At 42.8% G+C, this 23,063-nt stretch carries 22 protein-coding genes; 9 read left to right on the top strand and 13 right to left on the bottom strand.

The genetic code is table 11. The features are described from left to right. Positions 1-9 precede the first annotated feature (9 nt). Genes D6D85_RS01160 through D6D85_RS01150 form a run of 3 tightly spaced genes read right to left on the bottom strand, consistent with a single transcriptional unit; the run spans position 10 to position 2,643 of the window. The gene (locus D6D85_RS01160; protein ID WP_125670234.1) at positions 10-1,470 is read right to left on the bottom strand and encodes a hypothetical protein; all 1,461 of its coding nucleotides are present in this window, start codon (positions 1,468-1,470) and stop codon (positions 10-12) included. Positions 1,471-1,474: 4 nt separating this feature from the next. Then, complete coding sequence (locus D6D85_RS01155; protein ID WP_125670232.1) at positions 1,475-1,801, bottom strand: hypothetical protein; 327 nt, start codon at positions 1,799-1,801, stop codon at positions 1,475-1,477. Next, entirely contained in the window at positions 1,798-2,643 is an 846-nt protein-coding gene (locus D6D85_RS01150) for a hypothetical protein (RefSeq protein ID WP_125670231.1), read from the bottom strand. Before D6D85_RS01150 ends, D6D85_RS01155 begins: the two co-directional genes overlap by 4 nt. Before the next feature lie 51 nt (positions 2,644-2,694). Here D6D85_RS01150 and D6D85_RS01145 point away from each other — a divergent pair, with 51 nt between their 5' ends. Beyond that, positions 2,695-3,168: a hypothetical protein gene (locus tag D6D85_RS01145; protein ID WP_125670229.1), complete on the top strand. Its 474-nt coding sequence runs from the start codon at positions 2,695-2,697 to the stop codon at positions 3,166-3,168. Here the strand turns inward: D6D85_RS01145 and D6D85_RS01140 are convergent. The 7 genes from D6D85_RS01140 to D6D85_RS01110 form a co-directional block, all read right to left on the bottom strand. Further along, positions 3,161-3,694, bottom strand: coding sequence for a CPBP family intramembrane glutamic endopeptidase (locus D6D85_RS01140; protein WP_125670227.1), 534 nt, complete (start codon positions 3,692-3,694; stop codon positions 3,161-3,163). The two genes, D6D85_RS01145 and D6D85_RS01140, sit on opposite strands and share 8 nt — an antisense overlap. A 4-nt stretch (positions 3,695-3,698) precedes the next feature. After that, positions 3,699-4,232, bottom strand: coding sequence for a stage II sporulation protein M (locus D6D85_RS01135; RefSeq protein WP_125670226.1), 534 nt, complete (start codon positions 4,230-4,232; stop codon positions 3,699-3,701). Between the two features lies 1 nt (position 4,233). Continuing rightward, complete coding sequence (locus tag D6D85_RS01130; RefSeq protein ID WP_125670224.1) at positions 4,234-4,479, bottom strand: hypothetical protein; 246 nt, start codon at positions 4,477-4,479, stop codon at positions 4,234-4,236. Positions 4,480-4,519: 40 nt separating this feature from the next. Next, the gene (locus D6D85_RS01125) at positions 4,520-6,478 is read right to left on the bottom strand and encodes a CvpA family protein (RefSeq protein ID WP_125670222.1); all 1,959 of its coding nucleotides are present in this window, start codon (positions 6,476-6,478) and stop codon (positions 4,520-4,522) included. A 38-nt stretch (positions 6,479-6,516) separates the two neighbouring features. Then, positions 6,517-9,186 (bottom strand): hypothetical protein, encoded by a 2,670-nt coding sequence (locus D6D85_RS01120; RefSeq protein WP_125670221.1) that lies wholly within the window; start codon positions 9,184-9,186, stop codon positions 6,517-6,519. 83 nt (positions 9,187-9,269) lie between these two features. Continuing rightward, a complete protein-coding gene (locus D6D85_RS01115) occupies positions 9,270-11,801 on the bottom strand; it encodes a hypothetical protein (RefSeq protein WP_125670219.1) in 2,532 nt (843 codons plus the stop codon). An 11-nt stretch (positions 11,802-11,812) separates the two neighbouring features. Then, complete coding sequence (locus D6D85_RS01110; RefSeq protein WP_125670218.1) at positions 11,813-12,073, bottom strand: hypothetical protein; 261 nt, start codon at positions 12,071-12,073, stop codon at positions 11,813-11,815. A 100-nt stretch (positions 12,074-12,173) separates the two neighbouring features. Between D6D85_RS01110 and D6D85_RS01105 the strand changes: the two genes are divergently transcribed. Beyond that, on the top strand, positions 12,174-12,701 hold the full coding sequence (locus D6D85_RS01105; protein ID WP_125670215.1) for a hypothetical protein: 528 nt from the start codon (positions 12,174-12,176) through the stop codon (positions 12,699-12,701). On the opposite strand, the gene D6D85_RS01100 is transcribed toward D6D85_RS01105, so the two are convergent. After that, positions 12,682-12,894, bottom strand: coding sequence for a hypothetical protein (locus D6D85_RS01100; protein ID WP_125670214.1), 213 nt, complete (start codon positions 12,892-12,894; stop codon positions 12,682-12,684). The genes D6D85_RS01105 and D6D85_RS01100 overlap by 20 nt on opposite strands. A 109-nt stretch (positions 12,895-13,003) precedes the next feature. On the opposite strand from D6D85_RS01100, the gene D6D85_RS01095 reads away from it, so the two are divergent. Then, the gene (locus D6D85_RS01095; protein ID WP_125670212.1) at positions 13,004-13,618 is read left to right on the top strand and encodes a hypothetical protein; all 615 of its coding nucleotides are present in this window, start codon (positions 13,004-13,006) and stop codon (positions 13,616-13,618) included. Here D6D85_RS01095 and D6D85_RS01090 read toward each other — a convergent pair. Beyond that, entirely contained in the window at positions 13,611-14,999 is a 1,389-nt protein-coding gene (locus tag D6D85_RS01090; protein WP_125670210.1) for a helicase HerA domain-containing protein, read from the bottom strand. The genes D6D85_RS01095 and D6D85_RS01090 overlap by 8 nt on opposite strands. Beyond that, complete coding sequence (locus D6D85_RS01085; protein WP_125670208.1) at positions 14,968-16,404, bottom strand: aminotransferase class V-fold PLP-dependent enzyme; 1,437 nt, start codon at positions 16,402-16,404, stop codon at positions 14,968-14,970. Before D6D85_RS01085 ends, D6D85_RS01090 begins: the two co-directional genes overlap by 32 nt. Positions 16,405-16,479: 75 nt before the next feature. Between D6D85_RS01085 and D6D85_RS01080 the strand changes: the two genes are divergently transcribed. From D6D85_RS01080 to D6D85_RS01055, 6 genes are all read left to right on the top strand, one after another. Then, entirely contained in the window at positions 16,480-17,439 is a 960-nt protein-coding gene (locus D6D85_RS01080; protein WP_125670207.1) for a hypothetical protein, read from the top strand. Next, positions 17,436-18,044, top strand: a complete 609-nt coding sequence (locus tag D6D85_RS01075) for a hypothetical protein (RefSeq protein WP_125670206.1) — start codon at positions 17,436-17,438, stop codon at positions 18,042-18,044. The genes D6D85_RS01080 and D6D85_RS01075 overlap by 4 nt, the downstream gene beginning before the upstream one ends. Then, complete coding sequence (locus D6D85_RS01070; RefSeq protein ID WP_161969614.1) at positions 17,978-18,790, top strand: hypothetical protein; 813 nt, start codon at positions 17,978-17,980, stop codon at positions 18,788-18,790. The genes D6D85_RS01075 and D6D85_RS01070 overlap by 67 nt, the downstream gene beginning before the upstream one ends. Beyond that, on the top strand, positions 18,787-19,590 hold the full coding sequence (locus tag D6D85_RS01065; protein ID WP_125670202.1) for a hypothetical protein: 804 nt from the start codon (positions 18,787-18,789) through the stop codon (positions 19,588-19,590). The genes D6D85_RS01070 and D6D85_RS01065 overlap by 4 nt, the downstream gene beginning before the upstream one ends. After that, a complete protein-coding gene (locus D6D85_RS01060; RefSeq protein ID WP_161969613.1) occupies positions 19,526-20,590 on the top strand; it encodes a hypothetical protein in 1,065 nt (354 codons plus the stop codon). The genes D6D85_RS01065 and D6D85_RS01060 overlap by 65 nt, the downstream gene beginning before the upstream one ends. Positions 20,591-20,648: 58 nt before the next feature. After that, positions 20,649-23,063, top strand: a 2,415-nt coding sequence (locus D6D85_RS01055; RefSeq protein WP_133308279.1) for a choice-of-anchor X domain-containing protein, incomplete at its 3' end; no start/stop codon positions are given.

Below are 23,063 nucleotides of genomic sequence, written 5' to 3'. Positions count from 1 at the left end.
TTATAAAATTTACTTCTTCTTTTTCTTAGTCTTCTTTTTCTTTTCCTCTTCTCCTTCCTTCTTAGCCTCAGCCCACTCTCTCTCAGCTTCTTTCTTCACAATTCCAGCCATCTGTCTCATAGTCTCGAATTTGGATAGGCCTGCTAGCTGTCCACCTTTTTGTGCCATCTCGAACCTCTTCTTAGTCTCTCCTGCTAATTTCCCAGCTCTCTTCTTCAGCTCTTCAACCTTTTCTTTTCTCTTTTCTTCAGCCTTCCTTCTCCTAGCAACAGCTTCCACTTTTCTAGGCAGACCAACAGTCTTCTGTATCAATGGGAATACTGAATATTCGGTTAATCCTGTTATCAGATCAAATGCAAATGCCAAACCAATTATTATCATAGCCACCATGAGTAAGTATCCATCGAGCAGGTTTACGGTCTTGAAGGCAGGCCCTCCTATCCATCCATGCTCAGGCACACCAGGATGGTATATGTAGTAAACCAAGAATGCGATAGCAAACCCCAGATAACGAGCATAAGCCTTATAGAGAGAAGCAACAGCAGGGGAGATCATATTTAGATATGTTATTATTGCATTATCGTAATTCTCAGGATGGATGACGGGCTGTCCACCTGTGAACCAGAGAGTGAATGGAAGGTGATACCCAGGAATTATAGCTGATGCGACACAGTATAGGATGTAAGCCATAGCCATTAATTTGAAAAGAAGGTGATTCCACTCCATGCGTCCATCCATTATGTTCATGATAAAAAGTAAAGTAACGAGGGTAGCAGGAGCTAGAAATCCTAACTGCAAAACAGAGTATAGAGCACCTACAATCTCTGAGGAAGGCCCGACCATGAATATCCCACACATAGCCATGTAGTAGAGTATCCCAGCCTTGTTTAGCAGATCCTTTATGTTCACGGGGACATTGAGACCTATTATTGCACCTGCTAGAGCACATATAGCCAAGCCTACAACAAGCATAACGGACTGAGTGTGGAGACCTGCTATTATTATTGAAGCCACTAAGCCATATAAAGCAATCTCATTGTCAAACAACAGGAAATACAGAAGGAAGTAGGCAAATAAAATACCAACGAAGAATATGCCTATTCCCCACGAGGCAAGAAGCAGACCCTGAGGAACTATCACCAGAGCGTAAATTATTCCCAACACGAAAGGCAGAACTCTGGTAAATATAACTATGAGGAAGCCTATAAATGAGCCTATTGCACCTATTATCATCCCTAAGGTCATGCCAGAAGGCCCAGCAGGAGCACCGACAGCTATACCTAGCAAAGTCCCTGCTAATTCCCATATATACCAGAGAAACATGTAGATAGCAGGATTGAACATCACAGCAAGCAGGAATACTGTCAGGATTAGGAAGGGATTAACGTATATTACATCTATTAAAACGAAGAAGAAGATCAGAGAAAACATGGTAAGGGAGTTGAAGAAGCCTTCCTTAGCCAGAGCCATGAGATCACCTTATCAGGTAGATTATGGCAAACAGAGAGGAGGCTAGTATCAGCACTAGCATCAGAGAGGGGACTTGAAGGTTAGCCACCATAATATCAGATGCCGAGAGGGAGTAAGCCATTAATGCCCCCAATGCCCCAAGCTTGACCAAAGCCTTCTTGTGTCTTAGCAGGGAAATGGCAATCATAACACCTAGAGAGAGCACTAAAAGATAGAGAAGAGGGGACATGGGGACAAATAGGAATATGGAGAGAAAGATAACTAAGGCTAGAGAGATCAGTATCTTTTCCTTCCTGCCATGCTCAGAAGGTTTTCTCTCCTTCTCGCTCATCTCCTAGCACCCAGAGCCTGCAATATAACCCATACTGCTATTGAGAATAATGCTAGGTTAATCAGCATTGTTAGGCCCGTAGCACCGTAAACCGATAAAGCCCATATTGCTGCCCCAGCGAGGAAGGGAGTAGCAGATGTCCTTTCCACCAGATAGGCTATGAACAGGAAGAGAACCATACCCAGAAGCATTGCAGAAGATACCCAATTGAACCATGAAGGTAAGGGAATGTAGTAAAACCCTGATGCATTTATGAAGCTAACGCCTAAGGATACTCCTACAAAGAACACCAGCAGAGCGACTATTCCTGTGAACGAAGATAAGCTGAGCTTGAGACCAAGATAACCACCTAAGGCTAGTGATAGCATAGCAACACCCACCACCAGATATATAACAGGTTGAACTCCTGCTATTGGCTTTCCACCAGCACTAACCCCCATCACAGTATCCATAACTGCTAGGAAGGTCATCCATGCATAGTATCCAGGTTTGGTGGGATGCTGAGCGTAAACGAGAGCGTTATATATCATTATGGGAATTACAAGAGCAGATGCGACACCAGCAAACTGAGATAAGCCTATGGGTAAGTAGGAAGCGTATCCAAGCAGGGTAGCAGTATGATACAGAAGGGAGAATGCGATTATTATCCCTCCTATATACATCACAGCATCAAACACTTCCAACTGCAATTTGTATTTGGTGAGCCTAGCACCGAGAGTAGTTACACCTGCAAAGGCCAAGAAAGAGGCTAGCACATACTGTCCAAGCATTACCATTATGTAGAGCACGGCAAGAAGGGCTAGAGCAGTCAGAACTACATCACGCATCTCCTTTAATTCCATAAGAAAAGGGAGACGGACAACTTTATAAAGTTGTCCGATTACTTAAAGCCTATGGAGTTGTTAGTAGGGATATTAGCTTTCTTCCTCTGCATTCATGGTTTACTTTTTGGGATGCTCAGTAGCGAGGGATTGCTAACATCCCTTTTCCTAACGCTCATCTGTTATCTTCCTCATGAGCTGGCTCACATGTCTCAGGGGGGAAAATACAGGTTATCGCCAATAATGACCGTTATTTCACTTATAGCCTCATACTTCAGGTTACCTTTCATAGCAATAGGCTATGTTGAGTTCACAACTGAGGAGAACATGCTAAGGAAAGCAACAGCAGGTATAGCCATGAATATTCTAATAGCAATTGCAGGCCTTCTCCTTAATTTCCCAATAGTTGTGAAGCCATCTATAATATTTGCATGTAGTAATGCCTTCCCTCTATATCCCTTAGACGGCTACATTATATTCCAGAGATCAAAAATAGGATGGGTATTGATGTTCACACCTTTATTCTTATCAGTCTATCTCATTTGAGATACAAAGACTGCAAGGTGTAGAACGTATCCAGAAAAGCATGAGTGATAACAGATGCAGGTAATCCGAAAGCAACAGCTTCAGCACTTAGCACCATGCCAGCTGTAAATGTAGCAGGAACTTTGGCTAAACCGTAATCCCAATGAGCTAATCCAAACAGTAAAGATGAAACAAAGGCAGGAATGAAGGGATGCACCCCAGCCATAGCAAGTAAAACAACAGGTGTTCTGAAAAGTATTTCCTCCGAGAAGCCCACTTTCAAGTTGTCTAGCCAGACCTCAAACCATCCTACTTTACCAGCTTCAGCCATCTCGAAGGGATAGTGAGTTTCTCCCAGAAATAATTCCCAGAACTCCAAAGTAGCAGTAGCTATGATTATTAGAGGAACAGCAAAAGCACCACCGTAGTAGAACCACTCAACTATTGCAGAAGGCGAAGAGGGAGCACCTACTAAAGACACTAAGAGAAACACAAAAGCCAGAAGAGGCAAGATCTGCCTTTCTATCTGTATCCTTCTCTTTCCCATTTGATCACCTCCATAACAGGGGAGTAACCCATCCCTCGATGAATGCCGCACCTATCAACGTCCCCAGAGAGATAGCCAGAACCTTTGCTTCCAAGCCAAAGTCAGCGACATATTTACCTTTATGGATCAATTCCTGGATCATTAAAATAAATAGAGAGAGGGAGCACCAAGATACCATCAAAATGGAAGCTAGCTCGTATATTCCATGCATGCATAGAACGTATATGGTGGTGTTTGCACCCAAGTATAGAGCCATCCTAGTTATAGCCATGAAATTGTAAATGAGCATATCAAATATGACAGGTGGAAACACAGAACCCAGAAAGAACAGAACCATGAATATCCCCACATTGTTTCCTATGTATTCGCCTAAGTATCTAGTAAATGAGAAGTTCTTAGGAAGCAAGGTTTTAGCCATAGGCGAGTAGTTTATGTAGAACTGAGATGGAGATGCCGGCCCTTGTTTCAACCCCATTATTATGCCTATTGTTACCAGCAGAAGCACGGTTATAGCACTTATCTTTTGCCTTGTGTTCATGCTAATGTCCCACCCATAAGTAAATGAAAGTCCTTATTACAGCCAGCACAAGGGCTATGAGACCGAGAACCATGAAGACCTTCTTAGCACCTTCAGCAATAGCGTATATGCCAAGCAGGATTATTGCCCATATATAGAGTTCAGTCAGATCAGCAGGCAATCCAAGCTTCTGTGGTAGAGAGGAAACAAAATCAAAAGCCTGTTTTATCAAATTAACAACAGCCTCAGTTATCCACGATATGTCCATAGTAAAATAGAGAAACGAGGGAAAATAAAAAGTTGTCCGATCATGGTGGAACAAAGGGGATAGCAGTAGCTAAAGCCAGAGCACCTGCAACAGCCTTCCTTCCCTTCTTCTTTTTCTTGGATAGAAGGAGTAGCACCAAGACAGCTAAAAGAAGCAGTAGCAGGATGTTGTATGGATAAGGAACTATTACGCAGAGGAATAGAATTGCTATGGCCAGCAGTATCCCTGCTATAACACCGAGGACAGCAGAAGCAACCAGAGCAAGGGATGAGCCTATTGATCCCACAAGCCCTGAGTATATCACAGATCCCAGATAACCTGCAACAGCACCAACTACTACGGAAATGAGAGCACCTATTATTATAGCACCACCCATGCCACTAGCACCTATTATAGAGCCTATTTCTGAGCCTAGAAGTTCACCTATTGTCGAGCCTACTATTGCACCTGCAACAGCACCGGCAACAGCACCGGCAGGCCCTCCTACTGCCCCTCCTATTATCCCTCCTACTATGCCACCACCGACAGCACCACCCCCTTGTTCAGGTGTTGATGGGATTATGGGGATGGAAGGAACGCCTCCAACAGCACCCCCACCACCTATGGATACGTTCTGAGGGGATGGTGGAGCACCACCTGTGGATACGTTCTGTGATGGGGTAGGTGATGGAGCACCAGCTGAAACAGCGATAGGGTATGTCAAGGATATTACGTGATCTCCAGGTTCTAGTGAAGACTGAGAGAATGATGTTGAAATTACCAGAGTTGAAGTATCGTGATCAAAAGTGAATCCTGATGTTTTTCCATCCACAGTTATGGTGTAGCCTTTTCTCAGAGACCAATTAGGTGGGGAGAGAGTATATGAGATGGGAAGTTTAGGCGTTACAGCACTATCATTGCATGTTATGATGAAGGTGCAGGAGCATGAGGTATTTGTGCAGGAGCAGGAACGGGACTTTTCCCACACAGTTAGAGCATATCTTGTAACCTCAAATGTTATCTTATCCCCAGCTTTCATCAGGCCTAGATCAGGGAATGTAACAGTTCTGAATCCATCAGGCCACGGGACATATCCGTAAACATGCTGAAAGTCAGCAGGCAGTTTAGCAACAGAGCCACCCGTGTTGTTAGCTATCGCCCTTATCTGTATGTATAGCTTCTGGCCCACATACACGTAAGGTTGAGTGCTCCACCAATCAACAACATAGACGGGGACGGGGATATCCAATGCAAATTTGCTAACAGGTATATTTGATAAAGAGCTATAGCCATCATTTGGAGTTGTGAGAACACCATAAGCATAAGGAATGGCACTATAAATTGATGAAACAGGGTTTCCTTTTCTGTCAGCCCAGACAGGGGCTATTGTGGCAGTAAGGGTCTGCATTGTGTAGTCTGTGTAGTTCTGTCCCCCTATGGCGATAAACTGCATCTGCCAATTGCCATTTTTAACAAACCTGAGGCTATGGTTAGATGTGTAGTAAGTGCCACCTGCATTGCCATACCATTGGGCAAATACAGTCCCGTTTATCACTATCTTATAGAGAACATCGTTATCCCCTTTATTGCTCTCGTATGCATATATATCCAGACCATAGATCCATTGCCCCCCTGATAGAGATTCACTCATTGTCGCAGAGGGAGAGGCTTTGTTTACAACTAGTGTTATGGTGGCAGAAGTAGTGCCAGAAGCATCAGAGGCAGTAGCAGTTGTGGTGTAAGAGCCAGCAGGTGGGCTTACATACCAGCAGAAATAGTCAAATGTGGCATTCTTTGCAGTTTTATAATCGTATGGCTTATTTGAGTATATAGTGCCTAAGGTGAGCGTAACAGAGCCTGTGGTATTACTCACAGCACAGAGAGACCATGCATCATACCGATAGGTTACGGGGTTTGCCTGTCCTTCCCAGCTTATTGCAGGAGCGCCCAATACAGGGATTACGTTTATTACAGCCAGCAGGATGGCTACAAATATCAGATAGTGGACATACTTAGGCATATAAAAAGAGAAGAGAGGGAAAATAAAAAGTTATTCGATCACCTGATATATGGAACTCTCCTTTTCTTTTTCTTCACAACTGCCAGCATGAAGATGAGGACTGCAAGCAAGAGTAGAAGTAACAGTAGAGAGTGCAAAGGTATCAATATTCCGAAGAAGGATATAGCACCACCAGCGAAGAAGCCACCACCTATGGATACGTTCTGAGGGGATGGTGGAGCACCACCTGTGGATACGTTCTGTGATGGGGTAGGTGATGGAGCACCACCTGTCGGAAGGGTATAAGTTAGGGATATTACGTGATCTCCAGGTTCTAGTGAAGACTGAGAGAATGATGTTGAAATCACAAGGGTTAGATTATCTGGGTAGAATGTAAATCCTGTTGATTTTCCGTCCACAGTTATGGTGTAGCTTGTTCTAGAGGCCCAATTAGGTGGATCAGGTAAAACGTATTTTATCGGAAGCTGAGGAGTGTATTTGGATTCGTTTACCGTGAGTGTATAGGTGCAACTCCCTGTGGAGCAGGAGTGAGATTTCTCATATACCGTTACAGCTTTTGAGTATAGGCTTGTGGTGGTTTGCTGATTGTATGCCAGAGAGGAGACAAGCTTCCTAGCTGAGGATAGGTTCTTAAAGCCTGATGGGATGGAGATGTTCACGTATATGTTTGTGAAGGTATCCTGCAAACCTGTGTTTCCGTTTGTGTTCTTCACAACAGCAGAGGATAAAATGTAGAGGGGACTTCCAGCCACTATTGTATTGTTAGCAGGAGTATCAGACTGATAGGCCTCAACAGGAACAGCAAGAGCATTTAGATCATAGTAGTAGGATTTATTTGCATCTATGCTGTCGGTCTTTTCCCATGCTTTCAGGACAGTTATCTGTTTACTTATCTCATTTCCTGTGTAGTTCTGTCCCCCTATGGCGATAAACTTAACAGTATAAATGCCGGATGCCACCTTCTGGAAGTAAGATCCAACACCACCTAAGTAAGTGTTTCCAAGATACACCTTGTAAGCAACATCGTTATCTCCCATGTTGTTTTCCGATGCCGTTATTGTAAAGCCATCCATCCACCTAACAGATGAGGGAAGGCTTAATGAGAGCGAGGGAGTGGCCTTGTTTATTGTAAGCTTGAATTGCCTAGATGCCTGAGCTGTCTGTCCACCGACGCTATAAGATGTGTTCTTTGCATATACCGTTATAGTATAAGTGCCGGCAGGTAATTTATACGTTTTGTATATTGTCTTTGCAGTTGTGTTCACGGCAGAGAAGGAAGTTATCGAATCGTTTGCCTGATAGTAGAAATAGTAGTGCGTAGCCTTGTTTACAACAGCAGATACCTGAACACCGTTATAGTTATAAATGGCTGTTTGATCGGAAACTGCTATCGAGGGAGGATCTCCGTAATATCCGTAAGACCATATAACCTTCTTCAGCGTGGGGGTAAAGGCAGTTACAGTAGGGGATATTGCGCCCACCGTGGGGGATATAGCTGTGAACGTATAGCCCGTGCCCGATATTAATGCCATGTTTGCTGTTTCATTGGTGTATGCACCTGAGAAACCACCAGATGGGGAGAAGGGAGTAAAGCCTATCCCATGCACACCACTAAATTGGCCCTCTTCTGAGTGAACATAAGGCTCAATATTTGTAACACCATATCCAAACGGAACGGTATAAGCCCAATGTATTTTATCGGGAGTTAAAGCTGTCCTGAACACAAATGCCTTTATAGGATTGGTGTTGGCTTCACCTGAAAAGTAGCAGTAGCTTGCATCGCAGAATACATCCTTTATTACAGTATAGGGAGCATAACCAACCTCATATACGGTCTGAGGGTAGCCACTACTATTCAGACTTACTATCACGCCATAGCCGTTTCCATTCGTGCCGACAATGAAGTTAGCACCACCTGCATTGCCCCCAGCACTATTTATGGTAGGGCCAAGATCATCTCCATCTGCCACATCCACACCTGATTTGCCCACAGTTGAGGGCTTGTATAGGTTGAGGGATGAGTCAAAAGGCAGGATGAGAATGGTTCTAGGAGTTGATGATCGTGTCCCGTGAAGTATGTAATAATTGCCAAGTTTAAACACTCTCCCCCTATAAATATCCAAGAAGGAATGTGAAGCTATATATGTTCCACTGATAACAGCACCTGTATTTGGATTCAGCTTTACTATGAAGGGATTATAAGATGATGTCAAAGAGCCTACTGCTATCAGCACTCCATTATCATATAATAGATCGTTCAGGTAGTTTCCCACAAAGCCTCCATATTTATTGGCCCAGACAACAGTCCCATCAGATTTAAAGCAGATTATGAAGTTCATCCGATAGCCCTTTGCACTATCGTAATATTGGCCTCCGAACCATACGTGTGTCCCGTTTGTTGTAACAGCAAGCACCTCTGTTGTTGAGTCTGCTATCTGTCCTAATGCATAAGACCACGCAACCGTCCCATCAGGGTTAAGCTTTACGAACCCATACTCATTTGAGGGCCAATCATAGTTTATGCGAAGAGCACCGTATATGTAGCCAGAGGAATCAACAGCCATATCCCTTATTGTTAAGTAAGTGGGAGCAGTGTTGTTAGGCTTTTCAAGAACAACAGTTGTGCCAGAGGGAAGGGCTTTCACCTGCACAGCCAAGAATAGGGTAAACAGGATCACAGCAGGCAGGATATACTTAACGTATCTCATCATGTCAGATCTAGAGTTTATGCTAGGCATCTTTTATAAAATTTGTCGATAAAAAGAAAAAGAAAGAAAAAGGGAAGGGGTATCTACTTTTTCAGAACGAGGTAGAGGGCTATTGCGAGCACCACTATTATTGCCAGAATTATCAGCACGTCAGCACCGACAGCAGGAGCACCTGAGACAGCACCACCCGTTACCTTGAATGTCTGTGTTACAGAGTGAGTGAAATCGTATTCAGCTATTGATGGAGATAGATCAACGGGCACAAGGGCAGTAGCGTTTACCGTTATTGTCTGCTCAGCACCAGCAGCAGAAGGCAGGTTATATATCACGTAGCCTCCATCATCCAAGTAGAAGCTATAATCATCGAATGAGTTTACCTTCTCAGCGTTCTTGTAGTCAGCGAGCTTGAGCGATGTTGGGGATACTGTCAGCTTTATCTTCTTTCCTGCAACCAATGGGAATGGAGATGAGGAAGATTTCACATACACCTTTATCTGGTTATTGCCTATGTAATCAATTGTGGTAAAGTATCCTGGATTAACAAATGTGCTTATCTTCACATTTGTTATGTTCTTTCCTGAGAGATCCTGTATCCACACAGCATCCATTCCATTTGTGTATGCCTTTCCTGAGTTATCAGCCTTGAATGATATGACGTAGTATCCCTTCTCGTTTACGGATAAGGTAGCTGACTTCTTGGTGGTATCATCCCATGTTATCAGCACTTTAGTTGAGTTAGCAACAGGATCTGATAGAGCGTTCAAGTTGTTCTTAAGCTTGTAAGTGCCTACATCAAGGGAAGCACCTATCACGGCAGATATTGATCCTGTGTAGCCTTCAGGCACGTATTCTTTGTCCTTTGGAGTAGCAGTATAGGTCTTCAGGTTCAGGGATACATCGGTTATTGTGCCGATAGTGCCCTTTGCATCGACAGAAGCCTGTAATTTAGTAACAGGGTCTAACTGCTTTGTAGCTTTAAGCGTTATTGAATCATACGTGTATAGATAGAAGTCTGAGCCTGATGTTATGTTCAGAGATGCAACCTTAGAGCCAGCATGATACACATCCACCACTATTCCTGATGCCGGAGCAGTATATGGAGATCCGTCCCTTAACATAGTTACGTGGTAGCCAGCAAAGCTGTAAGGTATTCCTGTCGAGTTAGTGGCCAGCACATTGCCAGAAGACAACAGCTTAGCAGTAGCAACAGCCTGAATGGCAGATGCTGTGTATTTCACAGGTGGAACGGATATTACCTTGCTCGCAAAAGTGCCGTTCTTTCCTACTATTGTGTCAAATCCATCATTGTATATATCTGAGCCTATCAGAACCTGAGCCTCGACAGGTAATGAGATGGAATCACCGTTCACAAGCCATGAGCCAATGGTTCTCCTGTCCCATGTTATGTTCACAGATGCAGAATCTCCAACCTTCAGGTTCACATTCTTTATTGCTATGCCAAAAGTGCCACCACCGTTCACAACCACATTGCTAGCAGACTTGTAAGCAACAGAGGTAGCACCAGCTAGGAAGTAATAAGGCCCGTTTATCGCATTGAGAGGAACAGGCCCTACATACATTGTCCTAGTGCCTATGTCAGGGAGAGAACCAACGAACTTATCCAGAGATAGGGATACAGCATCTGATAAGTTGTATATCTTTGCAGTCCCGTTAGCGTAAGTGCTCAACATGTATTTATTATCGAATTTCACAGCCAGAGGAGCAAAGAATCCCTTTCCTGCCCTAGTGTAGCCAGAGGCAGAATTAACGGTTACCTTAGCACCTGTGATTGATATTGGAGAGCCAATAGTAACAGATGTCGGGAGAGTGCCGTAAACCACAAAGTCAGCATAGGGCATGCCGTCCTCAGGTATGGCTATGTAATCCTTTGATACCCAGACACTAGATCCATTGTTTGGCACTACAAATATATCGTATTTAACCTGCCCTACTGTAAATATTCCCTTTCCGTTTATTATGAACGGCAGGGTAACCTTAACGGAACTCTGTCCGTTTGGAGCTATAACAGGAGATTGTGCCAGCTTTACCCAAGCGTAGTCCTCAACCACCTTTATTACAAATGGCTGAGCTACTGAGGAATCAACTTCAATAGTTACCGTGCCGTTCTTGTCAGCACCTGGAACTGCTATCACATCCCCCATTGCTGTTTTAACCAATGGAACATCAATCGAGTAGGACTTTATTCCCCACTCGTTCACCTGCAAGTAGTAGTATTTATCCACATAAGTGCCTGTGGTATCTCCTATGTGGAACATTATCGTGTATTGCCCAGCAGAAGTTACATTGAAATACCAATAACCTGTGTTAGCAGTCTGCACGGTGCTAGGCTTAACGGTTACAAATTTCCCGTAGGGATCTATCACATAGACCGTTACGTTCCTGAAATTGATTTCATCCGATAGATCAGCATACATTTTAATGTAGTCTCCTGTCTTCACGTTAGTTGTTATATATTCTGCATAGGGATGTGTGGCGTCCTGATACCACACGTATATTGTAACTGTGTTTATTGCCTTAGTGGGAAGTGCAGGAGTGAACAGAGCCAGAAGAAGTGCAAAAGAAAGAAGGAAGGGGAATAACTTTCTTATGGACATGAAAAACACCTTTACTTCCTGAGCTTTGCAGACATTGTTCTGGCTATGCAGGCCATCTTTTCAACACCGGAGTAGGAAGCACATGCCGCAGTAGCCTCAGGCCTTACGCTAGCGAACAGCTTCCATCTCTCCACTACGGGAGCGTGTCTCTCCAGCTTTGCCCTTCTTCCTGTGAAGTTGAAGAACACATACCCCTTCTTTCCAAATGGTGTCCTCATCCATGGGTTTTCTCTTAATCCGACTTTCTGTCCCAACACATTCAGGGTTACCATAGGGTTTTCACCCAGCAAATTTTGAAAAGCGATTCTATTTAAATTTGATTTTTAAAAAAGATTTTCAAAATGTTTTTAAAGAAATCCTGATTGTTTTCATGTGATTACATCAAAGGGAATTGAAGCTTTCCTGATGAGACATCCCTATAAGTCTGTGAAAGTGCCAGAAACAGAGGAGACAGTTAGTGGAACGATAATGGCAGAGATATTTGAAGAACAGACAAAAAGGGGAATTATTCCTTCCCAATTCAGGTTTGCACACCTTGTAAACGAGAGAAATAAACTGCTATTTTTCAGGCCTGCAAGGGCATGGGCCTCCTTCCTCATGGAGTATCACCTATACTGTTTGTTGAGGGAAAATGGGATAGATGTTACATATAATTTGAATGAGGATTTCGAGAAAGGTGTTGATTTCACTATATGGGTATGTGGTAAAACAGCAAAGCTACACGCCTACTACTCAACAAAAAGTGCTGAGGAATGGGCTAGGATAAAGAGGAAAAACAGGCACAAAAACGAAGAGATAATAGAGTTTCCACTATACAAAGAGGAAGCTAGAGTTGTGGGCAATGTTCACTTATACACGCTAGAGCACGTTAGGATGCTTGTTAGAAGATTTTGCCCCTGATCCTAGCAAGAGCAGTTATATGAGCCGCCTCCTTAGGCCCAGCACCCTCGAATGCTGCCTCAAAGATCCTGCATATCCCTGTCTTTACCTTCTTGTCTTTTAGATCCAGCCCTTCAAGATTCACACCCATCTCAGAAAGGACACTCTTAAGCTCATCCTCTTTTAACCCCATGCAGTCATCAAACACGCCCATGAGATCACCACCAGACAATGAAGCCTAAAATATATAAAGTTGTTGTTTTTGACAAAACTCTTTATCAGAAAACTTTTTAAATAAGTTTGACAATATTTTTGGGGTCTTTATGACAACAGGAGAAGAGGAAGTTGAAAAGAAAAGAGAACGCATGATTAGATTAATGTTAGGCCCTAGAAACCTCTATGTGCAGAAGGTAGGTGGAAGGGAGTATTACAGGATACCAATAAGGCCACCACCGTTCTTCTCAGGAAGATTGGTGGACGCAGACATTTTCGAGAACATAACAGGGTTAGGTCTAACAGTAATAGCTATATGCTATCCTGAGGAGTTAAAGAAGCCATTGATCAGCATAGTTGATAATGTAAACGATCTGGTTTTTGAGAAAGCAGGGGAAACAGAGGGAAGAATAAGCTATTCTTCATCTGAGAGCCTAGTGTTCACATTTGCCCATCTGAATGTAAATCCGACTGATGAAGGCTTTGTGATAACAGGAGAAGAGGAAGTAAGAGGAGAGAAGGGAGAAAAGATAGTAAGCAAAATGCAACTTGAGATAGAAGGCAAGGAATTCTCGAAGAACAAGGTAAAACTAAGGATAGAGAGCGAGACAGAAGGGAGAAAAACAGTAGTAGAGAGAGAAGGAGAAGCTATATGGGATGACGAGAGAAACGCTTTCATACTGCCAAACACAGCAATATATTTCGCAGAGGATCTCCTTAGATGAGGGTTATAGGGCCTGCTATCTTTTCCTCCTTTTTCTTTTTAACAGGTAAGTAGGACTGTGCAGGTCTAACGCTAATTATGTAAGTTTCGCCTTCAGCAGGGAAATCCATTATTGCCTGATAGTCTTTTATCGATGTTACGTAAGGCTCTAGATCTTTTCTTATAACAGCCTTAGCTTCCATTGATTTGGAAAGAGCAGTCTCAGGAATTCTGAAGTAGAAGACACCTTTTACGTTCATCTTTACATCTTCGAGAACGCCACCTATGTTTGAAGCCAGAATGGAATCAATCCTTCTTTTCCTTCCTCTTCTGTATAATCCTGCTATGTTTGTCTTCACCATCCTCTCTGTTAGCTCGCCTCTGGCGAATTCACCAGCTTCATCCATAACCGCAAGAGCACCCACCTGATATGTGTAGGCTAGAGACATCACAAAGTTAGCAAAGAACACGGCCCAGAAGACCCTCTCAGAGGCAGATGGAAAGTATTCAGCAGGGAAGAAGAACACATTTATCTTCCTGTTTTCTATCAGGGATTTGAGGTTTAGAGGCATTATCATACCTCTTAATCCTTCCAGCGTGAGAAGTAGCCTTTTCTTCATCTGAGTAGGCAATCCTGCATCTGAGACAGCCTGCATTAGGGAATCAAGGGATTTTTCCGGCATCTCCCTGTAAACTCTCATCACAGCATCGCAGTAAGCCTTAGTTGTGGGAGAAGGCCCGATCAACAGCTGTAACAAATCAGAGGAGATCATGTTAGGATCTATCCTCAATGGATACCTTTCGCAGTTATACTCATTTAGCAGGGTTTTGAATTCATCATCCTCTAATACCTGAGGGATTGATAAGGCTCTAACAGGGAAGCTCTGAGGCTCTAATCCAAAATTGCCCAGCAAATCCACAAGTTTGGGATCTTCATTTGGCCTTCCCATCATTATGTATTCCGATTCCATGTCGAAGATGAAGATTGATGAAGGTGTGTTCTTGAAGTATTCTTCAACGAAGACTTTGCATAAATTCGTTTTACCAGCACCTGATGCACCCAATACGAAAAGCCTAGTCCCCTCAGACACATCCACTATTGCATTTTCCGAAGGAGTGTGAGAACCCGTTATTGTCCTGATTATCCTTCCTATGTATAATTTGTAAGTAGGTGTGAGCGTTTCCAATGTGGCATGTATCTCAGGCTTTATCTGTTTAGGTAAAGGTGAAGGTGGGGGAAGCTGAATCTCAAAAGGAAGCTCTGATGTCTCAACATAGGTGGTGAAAGGAACAGAAAGCTGAGATACCTTGTGCTTCAGGTAGGGGGCTACAAGCTTTTCCTTAGGGATAGGGGATAACTTCACCTTATTTTCATCCTTTCTTTTCCACAGCTTGAGCTTCATTCTCCACCACCTTTTTGCTATATTCTAAGGCTTTACTTTTAGCTCTTTCCACCAGCTTTCTCTGGAATCTTGTAAAGTATTTGTTCTTTATATAAAAGGGGATAAGGGGACATTTCATCAGAACATCCTTAGCCTGAGTTGATAGATTATCACAGAGATGACAATTGCGACAGGGATTAAAGGCTATTTGAACAGGTGTTATCGAAGGCTCAGGATAAACCAATGTGTCTATGTTAGGTGGTTCTCCCTTTAAAAGAGAAGAGAGGGCTTCAGCAACCTGATAGCCTTCCTCAATAGTATTGTAAACATATACGGAGAAGCGAAGAGTAGGTGGAGACTTGAGGAAATGGTGTAATGGTTCAGCACAATGGTAACCGTATCTACTGCAAATACCCCATGTGGCCAGCTTCAGCGAAAAGCAGGGAAGAAGAGCAGAAGCTATCAGACCACCTCTGTTATCAAGATCCGGCCCTAAAAACCTGATGTTCTTTTCTTTATACAGATCGTAAATTGGCTTTATCACTTCTCTCTCATGCTTTAGTGCATCCTGAATTTTATCCTTCAGGAAATCGATTACCTGAGCTAATGCAATCTGATTAGCTATGGAAGGAGTGCCGGCTTCAAGGCAATGAGGAAAGTCAGCGTAGGTTATCTTCAGATCCTTTCCGTCATAGACCACATTCTTTATTGATTCGCCACCACCTATTGGCCTCATTTTAGCCTGCATTCTCTTTGAGATATACATAGCACCTGAGCCATAAGGCCCACCTATTTTATGCCCTGAAAACACAAGAGCATCAATCGGCATCTTCTCCACATTGTAGGGTATATGAGGCACAGACTGAGCACCATCAACAATGCACAGCTTGTCATATCTGTGGCACATTTCGCCTATTTGTTCTATATCCTGTATAACCCCTGTTACATTCGAAGCGTGGTTTGCGATAACAGCATCTGCATCCTTGATCTTAGATCTTAGATCGGAGAGATCAACAGAGCCATCTTCTTTCAGCTTTACAAACTTGTATTTGAATTTCTCTCTGAAAGGAAGCATCGAGGAATGATGTAAGTCAAGGCAGAGCAATACCTTTTTTATCTTCAGAGTTGAGGCTATCTTCATCATGCCATCTGTCGTGTTTGTTATGAAAGCTATGTTATTAGCAGTAGTCCCCAGAAATGAAGCAACTATCCTTCTAGATTCCTCATATAAATGAGTAGCCTGAGCAGAGGGAACATGCCAGCCTCTGTAAACGTTAGAATCATAGAAAAAGTAGAATTGTTGTAATGCATAAAGCATTATATCGGGCTTTAAGGCAGTCGCCGCATTATCAAAGTAGATTAACGGATAGCCATTGATCATACGGGACAACATGGGGTAATGAGACCTAAGCTCAAGTATATCCATACGCAGATAAGAAAGAGAGTTTTATAAAAAGTTTTGTGAGAAAAACTTTTTTAAGTAGCAACATCTTTTTTACACATGCCTGTAAGGGAAGTGGATGTCGTTTCAAATCAGGCCATTTTGCCAAGACCAATATATGTTTATGATGCCTCGATGAATGCGATCGGAGCTTTAAGAGCAACAGGGATAGCAGAAGATGGAAACATAGGTTTGGTCATAGATGCTTTTTACAAGAAGAAAGAAATGGTGGAAGAGTTCAAGTCATGGGAAGAGAGAGCAATAAGAGTGTTAAGGGGAGCAACAGGAATAAAAGAATATTTAGAATTCTTTTCTAAGGAGATGCCTGAGATATTCGATATAAAACCGATTAACTTCAGCGTGGAAGATCCGAAGATGGACATGGTGATGGGAATTGCAGGGTTACAGCTAAACATACTCTGGGATTATGAAGGTGGATACAGGATGTTTTACAGACTCACACCTGCATCGATGACAGAGGTAAACGCAAAGCTAGGCTCAATTATGGCCACTATAAGGCTTCTGGCCAACAGGGTAAAGGAAGCTGATAAGCTAGAGATGGAAAACAGATGGCTAAAGAGCAGGATAGCAGAGCTAGAGCTAGCATATACAAATCTGGTGGGATTTGTAAATGCAAGAGTTGATACGATGGGAGCAGAGATAACGAAAAGACTAACAGCAGAGCTAGAGAAGAGGTCAAGGTTAAGCCAGCAGGATATTTCTCTGGTGATAGATCCGATAAAGGGAAGCTTACAGACGATAAAGCAGGGGCTAGAGGATTCATTGGACACGATAGCAGGAACTAAGAAGAAGATGCTAGGTAAGGAGAAGGAAATAGCAGAGGCATTAAATGAAGTGAGAGTGGAGATACTCAAATTGCATAAAGTGCCTCTATCACCGGAGCAGATATTGCAGTTGTTGAAACAGGTGATCATAGAGAGGCCAGATTGGGTAGCAGAGCAGCTTAAGAAGATAAGGGAAGCAACAGCAGGTGCACCTGTTACGGGGGAGTTGGGATGATAGGAAGGAAGAATAACAAAGCATCCGAGCCAGCTAGTGTTGATCTTATCGTAGAGGAAAAGATGAGGGGATACATGAGAGACCTAGAGGACATGATCAGGACAATAGCTAGAGAGGAAGTGAGAAATGCATTGCAGGAGACAGTAGGCACTATTGAAAGCATAATGACAGCAAACTCATCCTATTTGTTTGAACTGATAACGTATTTGAATACCTTGATAAGTAGCACAAGCGAGCCAGAAAAACAAGCGACAGTTGAGAAGATAAGGGATGCGTTAAGGGAAGGTAGAGAGCAGATAGCTCAGACAATAGGCATGATAAGAGATTTATGGGGAATAGCCCAGACCATTGCTATAACGAAGAAGGAGATGGATAGAACAATAGCAGAGATGCAGGAAGTGAAGGAGATGACCGAGAGAATAAGAAAGGAGATAGATGAGATAAAGGAGATGCATGAGGATGTTAGAAACAGCATATTGGAGAGTGTTGAGCAGGGTATTGTGGACAAGGTATTCGCAGAACTATTCAAGTCAGGTGCATGGATAAAAATGAGGGAGAAGCTGAAAGAGGAAGTTATGGCAGAAATAATGAGGAAGGGAGCGTGATGTGGGTAGGGTTAAAGAAGATACAGGAACAGGAAAGAGCACTCATTAATTACCTCAATGATATGGAGAGGTATTTGGCTTCCTTGATGATTCCTGAAAAGCCGACAATGAGCTATGCTGAAATGGAAGAAGGAATTCCTGTGCAGGTAGTATTCTTTGAAGGAACACTAATAGGAAGGGTAGGGGATGATGAAAGAGGGCACAGGATGCTGAGATACTATTGGCTAGATGTCAGGGATGGGATACCTATAAAGAGAGAAGAAGGACAGGATCTTTTGAGATATATAGCTGAGAGAATAGCATACTCATGCATAAAGAACGGAAGGAATGTTGATACCACGATAGCTCAGTATATAGGGAAGTTTTTGACGGGCCATCCATTCGCCCAGATAGTCGTTAAAAATGCCAAATTATCTATGATAGAGGATAAAACAAGGTTTTTGGGATGGGAAATAGATGAGGAGAAGAGGGAAAAATGGGAGAAAGAGCTAGTAGCTAGGAAGAACATACTCATAGTGAAGGGATATGAATGCCCCTACTCCGAGAAATATGTTGAAATGCTAAAGGACTACTTAAGCGAGCTATGGAATCTAGGGCTAGCAGTAATGCTATTTGAAGAGAGCGAGGATGTAAGGCTAGGGTTTGAGGCAACACCCGTTACAATCATAGCAGATCAGTATTTCAAGATAGAGAAGATAATAGAAGGTGCAATGTCTTTAGACAGACTGCTAGAGGTGTCTAAATGAGCGTGGTGCTGAGGAGAAGACTGTTAAGGAAGAAGAGGTCAAAGCAATTCAAACTGCTAAGTTTACTGATAATTTTCGCACTCGTGATGCTAACAGTATTGATAGTCAAGTCATTTGAGAACAGGAAAGTAGTCGTGTTTGAGGAAGAATTGAAAATAGAGAAACAGTTGGATAGGAATATAGAGCCTATGAGGCTAGCAGGATGGGTATTGAACCACTTTGTTTATGATCTGAGTTACAGGGGTAAATGCCAGAACATAACCTATTGCGTGAACATGTTAGAGACAAAGGGCTACTTCAGAGGAGTGTGCGATGATGTGAGCAGGATGTATATATACTATTACATAAAAGCAGGTTACGGAGATCCCATATATGTTATCGTGAGAACCAGAACAGGGGAACTCCATGCCGAAGTGCAATATATCACAAAAGATGGGTATATAGGATGCTTTTACTGCATAGATGGAAACTTAACCGATATGAGATGGGGAAGCGAGGTAATAGGGATAAGTGCAAACAGACAGCCTAAGGATGAGTATTTGTATGAAGTGATAAAAGGGATGGGAAGGACAGTTGATGGATTTCCTGAGGATTTTGCTGATTATGTTATGAAAAAGGATAGGAGAACTGTGATACATGTTTATGGGGATGTTAAGAGTGATTGTCCCGTAGAGATTGTTGGATGCCCCTTAACAGGGGCAGAGGTTTATGTAAGCCCTGAGAAGGTGGTGTGCCATGTCCAAGTTAGCAGTTTTGGAAAAAGTCGTATGTATTATCTTGTTAGGGAGTTTGGTGGCTAGTTCCATGATAGTGCAGGCCCAGAACGAAGCAATACAGATAGAGCCTGATAGAAAATACTATCAGGTAGGGGATGTGATAGTCGTTCATATAAGGTGGAACGGAACAAGTTATAGATATGCCATCTCATTAGGGCCATATCTAAAGCTGAAAGAGTGGAGATTAGTAGGATTTCAGGAGACAGCAAGGAGAGGGGGAATGGTAACACAGAACGATCCAGACCAATGGTGGACTATCGAAATTTACAACACTTCAACAGCAGTTCAGACGCCCACCTATTACGATATAGGCATCTTCAACACAACAACAGGTGAGATGGTAAAGAAGATCCACAGGGACATAATAATAATCGGATTAACTTCATTAATTGAGGATTACAACATAGTTAAGATGAATGCCACCAGACTAAAGCAGGAGAATGATATGCTAAAGCAGGAGATAGCAAGAAATGCACAGGAGATACAGAAATTGGAGAAGGCAGTTACACAGCAGAAGAGAGCAACAGAAGTAGCTAGGAAGTTCAGCAGGTATTTTGACTATGTTAAATTTGTGAATAAATCATTGCAGGAGTTAGGCTTGATCTCATTTGCGAACATAAAGATGAGCATTGTTGTGCCCGAATATTACGATCCTGAGCTAGATCAATGGGTTACCTTATCAGCTGATAATATAGCCATATTCAATGGGAAGTTATACTACAAAGTCCCGTGGTATCTCGTGAGGAACGCAACAGGAAACACAACAGAAGCATATATAAGTCTGGAAGCATTGGAAGATCCCAACAACCTTGAGAATATTTTGCTGTGGAACGAATGGTTCAATGGAAAGGAGATGAAAGCGAAGCAGAGCTACAAAACGCTATACTCATACTCGTGGATAGTGCCGTTATCGATAGCAGGGATAATAGTGTTAGCGATAATAGCAGGAAGGTTATGGTTCAGGAGAGCGTGGAGAAGGTGGTTCAGGCAGGCAGAAGAAAGAGGAATAGCACCCCCTGCATAACAAACTATTCTTTTTTTGTGGTAGAACAACTTTTTATTTTCTCTATTCTCTTTTTTGTATGCGTTACGAGGGATTGGTTATAGGGTTAATTATTTTGATCCTGCTTATACCACCAATAAATGTCAAGGGAAACCCTGGAATTACTCACGACTTTGTAACCTTACACAATTGCGACTCAACTAGTGGAATAATCCCACTGGGGAACGTGAGCGTGAACACTAGATACTACAAGGAAGGAACAGCCGGATTAAACTTATTTAAGACATACACCACAAGCAACTCGTTTGGAATCAGGTTGCAGTTCGCCACGGCACAGAACTTCCAGAACAAGCTCTTCACGTTCTGGCTGTATGCTAACAAGAGCGTAATATCGAAGATAACTAACATAAGGCTAAACTTCACCGACTCAAACGGGAATTACGGTTACAGGGACGTAAGCCCCTCCATCCTGAATCCAGACGGGTGGAAGTCAATAGTTTACATGACACCATCAGGATCACAGGGAGGCTATTACATAACAGACCCACCGTTTGGCGACTTCAACTACAAAACTGCAACTTATCCGGATGTTACAAAAATCACAAGGGTTGATATACTGATCTACACCTCCAGCTCTAGCACGATAGTAAACGAGGGGGAGCTTGTGATAGACTGGATAAAGCTGGGAAGGCAGATCATAGTCACCGATAACTTGGGCAACAACTTCTTTACAAAAATAGCCTATTATGACAGGCAGAACAACCTTGGAGTAATAGACTATGCGAACAATACTGTGATAATAAAGGGGGCACAGATAACGATAGGGGACGGAGTAAACGCCTATACATGCACTAGTCAAGCAGAATCAGTGAACATCATATCACCCCAGAACTCTCTTATCCATATCTATGTGAGAAAAAATTCAAAGATAGTGGTGGGACAACAATATAGTGGGAAGATAGGGCAATTTGGCTCCTCCTTTGCAGTTTACGGTCTTGGTACTTATAGTAAGATAATAGCAGGAGAAGATGCTAGTTACAGTTATGCAGACATCTGGCAGGGATCTTTCGGTTATTACATGTTATCAATAGGTGGGTCTCCAATTGCCACTATAAACGCAAAGATATACAACACAGCATTTATTAATACACATGTTGCCGTATATTACGCCAGCTATGATATATATAACGTAATGATACAATATGTCACCTATGCTGGAATAAGTGGTGGCACTCCGGTTGGAGTGAACTTGTTATATATTAATAAGGCGTATGGAGGAGTTGGAGTTACGGGAAACATCATCAGCACATTTCAGAATGTAATAATCAAAAACAATAATTATTTAGCTGTTCTCTATTCCTTCTCTGGGACTGCTACCTTTATAGATTCTGTGGCAGACTCCTATGACAGGATTTGGGCTGGGACAGCCAGCCAAAACACAGGCACTATATATCTGGCCTACACCTTTTCTCCCAGATTCATCGATGCCTCTGGCAACCCCTTAGGTGGTCTGAGGGTAAGGCTCATAGACGCCTTTGGGAACGTGGTTTACGACGACTACACCAACTCCACGACAGGTGTAGCCCCTTCCAAAGTGATAACGGTAAAGAAGTGGGTGGGGATAGGGAGCACCGGAGTCAATGCAGACACAGAGACAAACTACAACCCCTTCACTCTCGAAATTTACAGGGACGGCTACAAAATATCCTCAACGAAGGTAACCATATTAAACCCGTTCACGCAGGACATATCGGTGGTTCACGCCGTAGCCCCCTTAACAGCCACCTCAAAGAGCTACTACTACATAAACGAGCCTGCTGTGATATACTCACAGTTCTCAGACCTGTCGGGAGTTAAAATAAAGGGATTGACGGTAAACGCCTACATAACCATGCCTAACGGGACTGTGAAGGTAATTCAGCTAAAGGACGATGGAACAGCACCGGATCAAACAGCGAATGATGGGATATACACAGCCAGCTTTCCAAATACAGACCAAGTGGGAACTTATTTCGTAAAGGCAAACACGACAATTTACGGAAGTATATTTGAAGCAAAAACCTCTTTTGATGTAGGCAAATTGGAGCAGATAAATCAGTCGATAACATCGAAAATAATGAATGTAAACACAAGCCTGTCAAATCTGATAGGAAATGTGAATCTGTCGATAATCACGAAGCTATCAGACCAGCTCAGAAATGTAAATCTCTCGATAATTTCTCAGCTAGGGAAAGTAAACGTCAGCCTAGCAGACCTGATAAAAAGTGCTAATGTGAACATCACAAGTCTGGTGAAGAGCACTAACCTAACGCTAGTAGATTTAATAAAAAGCTCTAATTTAACGATAATAAAGCAGATAACAAATTCCACCAGCAATATAACAGTTTTAATCAACAACACAAGAGTAGATCTTGAAGGCAGATTATCGGATATACTCAGGAAGCTAGCAACAGCAGGAACAGGGAGCTCAACAACAGTTACAGCAGGGTCATCC

Source organism: Candidatus Methanodesulfokora washburnensis (assembly GCF_003947435.1).
In the GTDB taxonomy this organism is placed as follows: Archaea; Korarchaeota; Korarchaeia; order Korarchaeales; family Korarchaeaceae; genus Methanodesulfokora; species Methanodesulfokora washburnensis.
The sequence above is the reverse complement of the archived record's forward strand: the minus strand, read 5'-3'. Positions and strand labels throughout refer to the sequence as shown.

Bases quoted from the DNA above. Each gene is read 5' to 3' on its own strand.
- D6D85_RS01160 (WP_125670234.1), bottom strand. From the start codon at position 1,470: ATGGCTCTGGCTAAGGAAGGCTTCTTCAACTCCCTTACCATGTTTTCT.
- D6D85_RS01155 (WP_125670232.1), bottom strand. From the start codon at position 1,801: ATGAGCGAGAAGGAGAGAAAACCTTCTGAGCATGGCAGGAAGGAAAAG.
- D6D85_RS01150 (WP_125670231.1), bottom strand. From the start codon at position 2,643: ATGGAATTAAAGGAGATGCGTGATGTAGTTCTGACTGCTCTAGCCCTT.
- D6D85_RS01145 (WP_125670229.1), top strand. From the start codon at position 2,695: ATGGAGTTGTTAGTAGGGATATTAGCTTTCTTCCTCTGCATTCATGGT.
- D6D85_RS01140 (WP_125670227.1), bottom strand. From the start codon at position 3,694: ATGGGAAAGAGAAGGATACAGATAGAAAGGCAGATCTTGCCTCTTCTG.
- D6D85_RS01135 (WP_125670226.1), bottom strand. From the start codon at position 4,232: ATGAACACAAGGCAAAAGATAAGTGCTATAACCGTGCTTCTGCTGGTA.
- D6D85_RS01130 (WP_125670224.1), bottom strand. From the start codon at position 4,479: ATGGACATATCGTGGATAACTGAGGCTGTTGTTAATTTGATAAAACAG.
- D6D85_RS01125 (WP_125670222.1), bottom strand. From the start codon at position 6,478: ATGCCTAAGTATGTCCACTATCTGATATTTGTAGCCATCCTGCTGGCT.
- D6D85_RS01120 (WP_125670221.1), bottom strand. From the start codon at position 9,186: ATGAGATACGTTAAGTATATCCTGCCTGCTGTGATCCTGTTTACCCTA.
- D6D85_RS01115 (WP_125670219.1), bottom strand. From the start codon at position 11,801: ATGTCCATAAGAAAGTTATTCCCCTTCCTTCTTTCTTTTGCACTTCTT.
- D6D85_RS01110 (WP_125670218.1), bottom strand. From the start codon at position 12,073: ATGGTAACCCTGAATGTGTTGGGACAGAAAGTCGGATTAAGAGAAAAC.
- D6D85_RS01100 (WP_125670214.1), bottom strand. From the start codon at position 12,894: ATGGGCGTGTTTGATGACTGCATGGGGTTAAAAGAGGATGAGCTTAAG.
- D6D85_RS01095 (WP_125670212.1), top strand. From the start codon at position 13,004: ATGACAACAGGAGAAGAGGAAGTTGAAAAGAAAAGAGAACGCATGATT.
- D6D85_RS01090 (WP_125670210.1), bottom strand. From the start codon at position 14,999: ATGAAGCTCAAGCTGTGGAAAAGAAAGGATGAAAATAAGGTGAAGTTA.
- D6D85_RS01085 (WP_125670208.1), bottom strand. From the start codon at position 16,404: ATGGATATACTTGAGCTTAGGTCTCATTACCCCATGTTGTCCCGTATG.
- D6D85_RS01080 (WP_125670207.1), top strand. From the start codon at position 16,480: ATGCCTGTAAGGGAAGTGGATGTCGTTTCAAATCAGGCCATTTTGCCA.
- D6D85_RS01075 (WP_125670206.1), top strand. From the start codon at position 17,436: ATGATAGGAAGGAAGAATAACAAAGCATCCGAGCCAGCTAGTGTTGAT.
- D6D85_RS01070 (WP_161969614.1), top strand. From the start codon at position 17,978: ATGGATAAAAATGAGGGAGAAGCTGAAAGAGGAAGTTATGGCAGAAAT.
- D6D85_RS01065 (WP_125670202.1), top strand. From the start codon at position 18,787: ATGAGCGTGGTGCTGAGGAGAAGACTGTTAAGGAAGAAGAGGTCAAAG.
- D6D85_RS01060 (WP_161969613.1), top strand. From the start codon at position 19,526: ATGTCCAAGTTAGCAGTTTTGGAAAAAGTCGTATGTATTATCTTGTTA.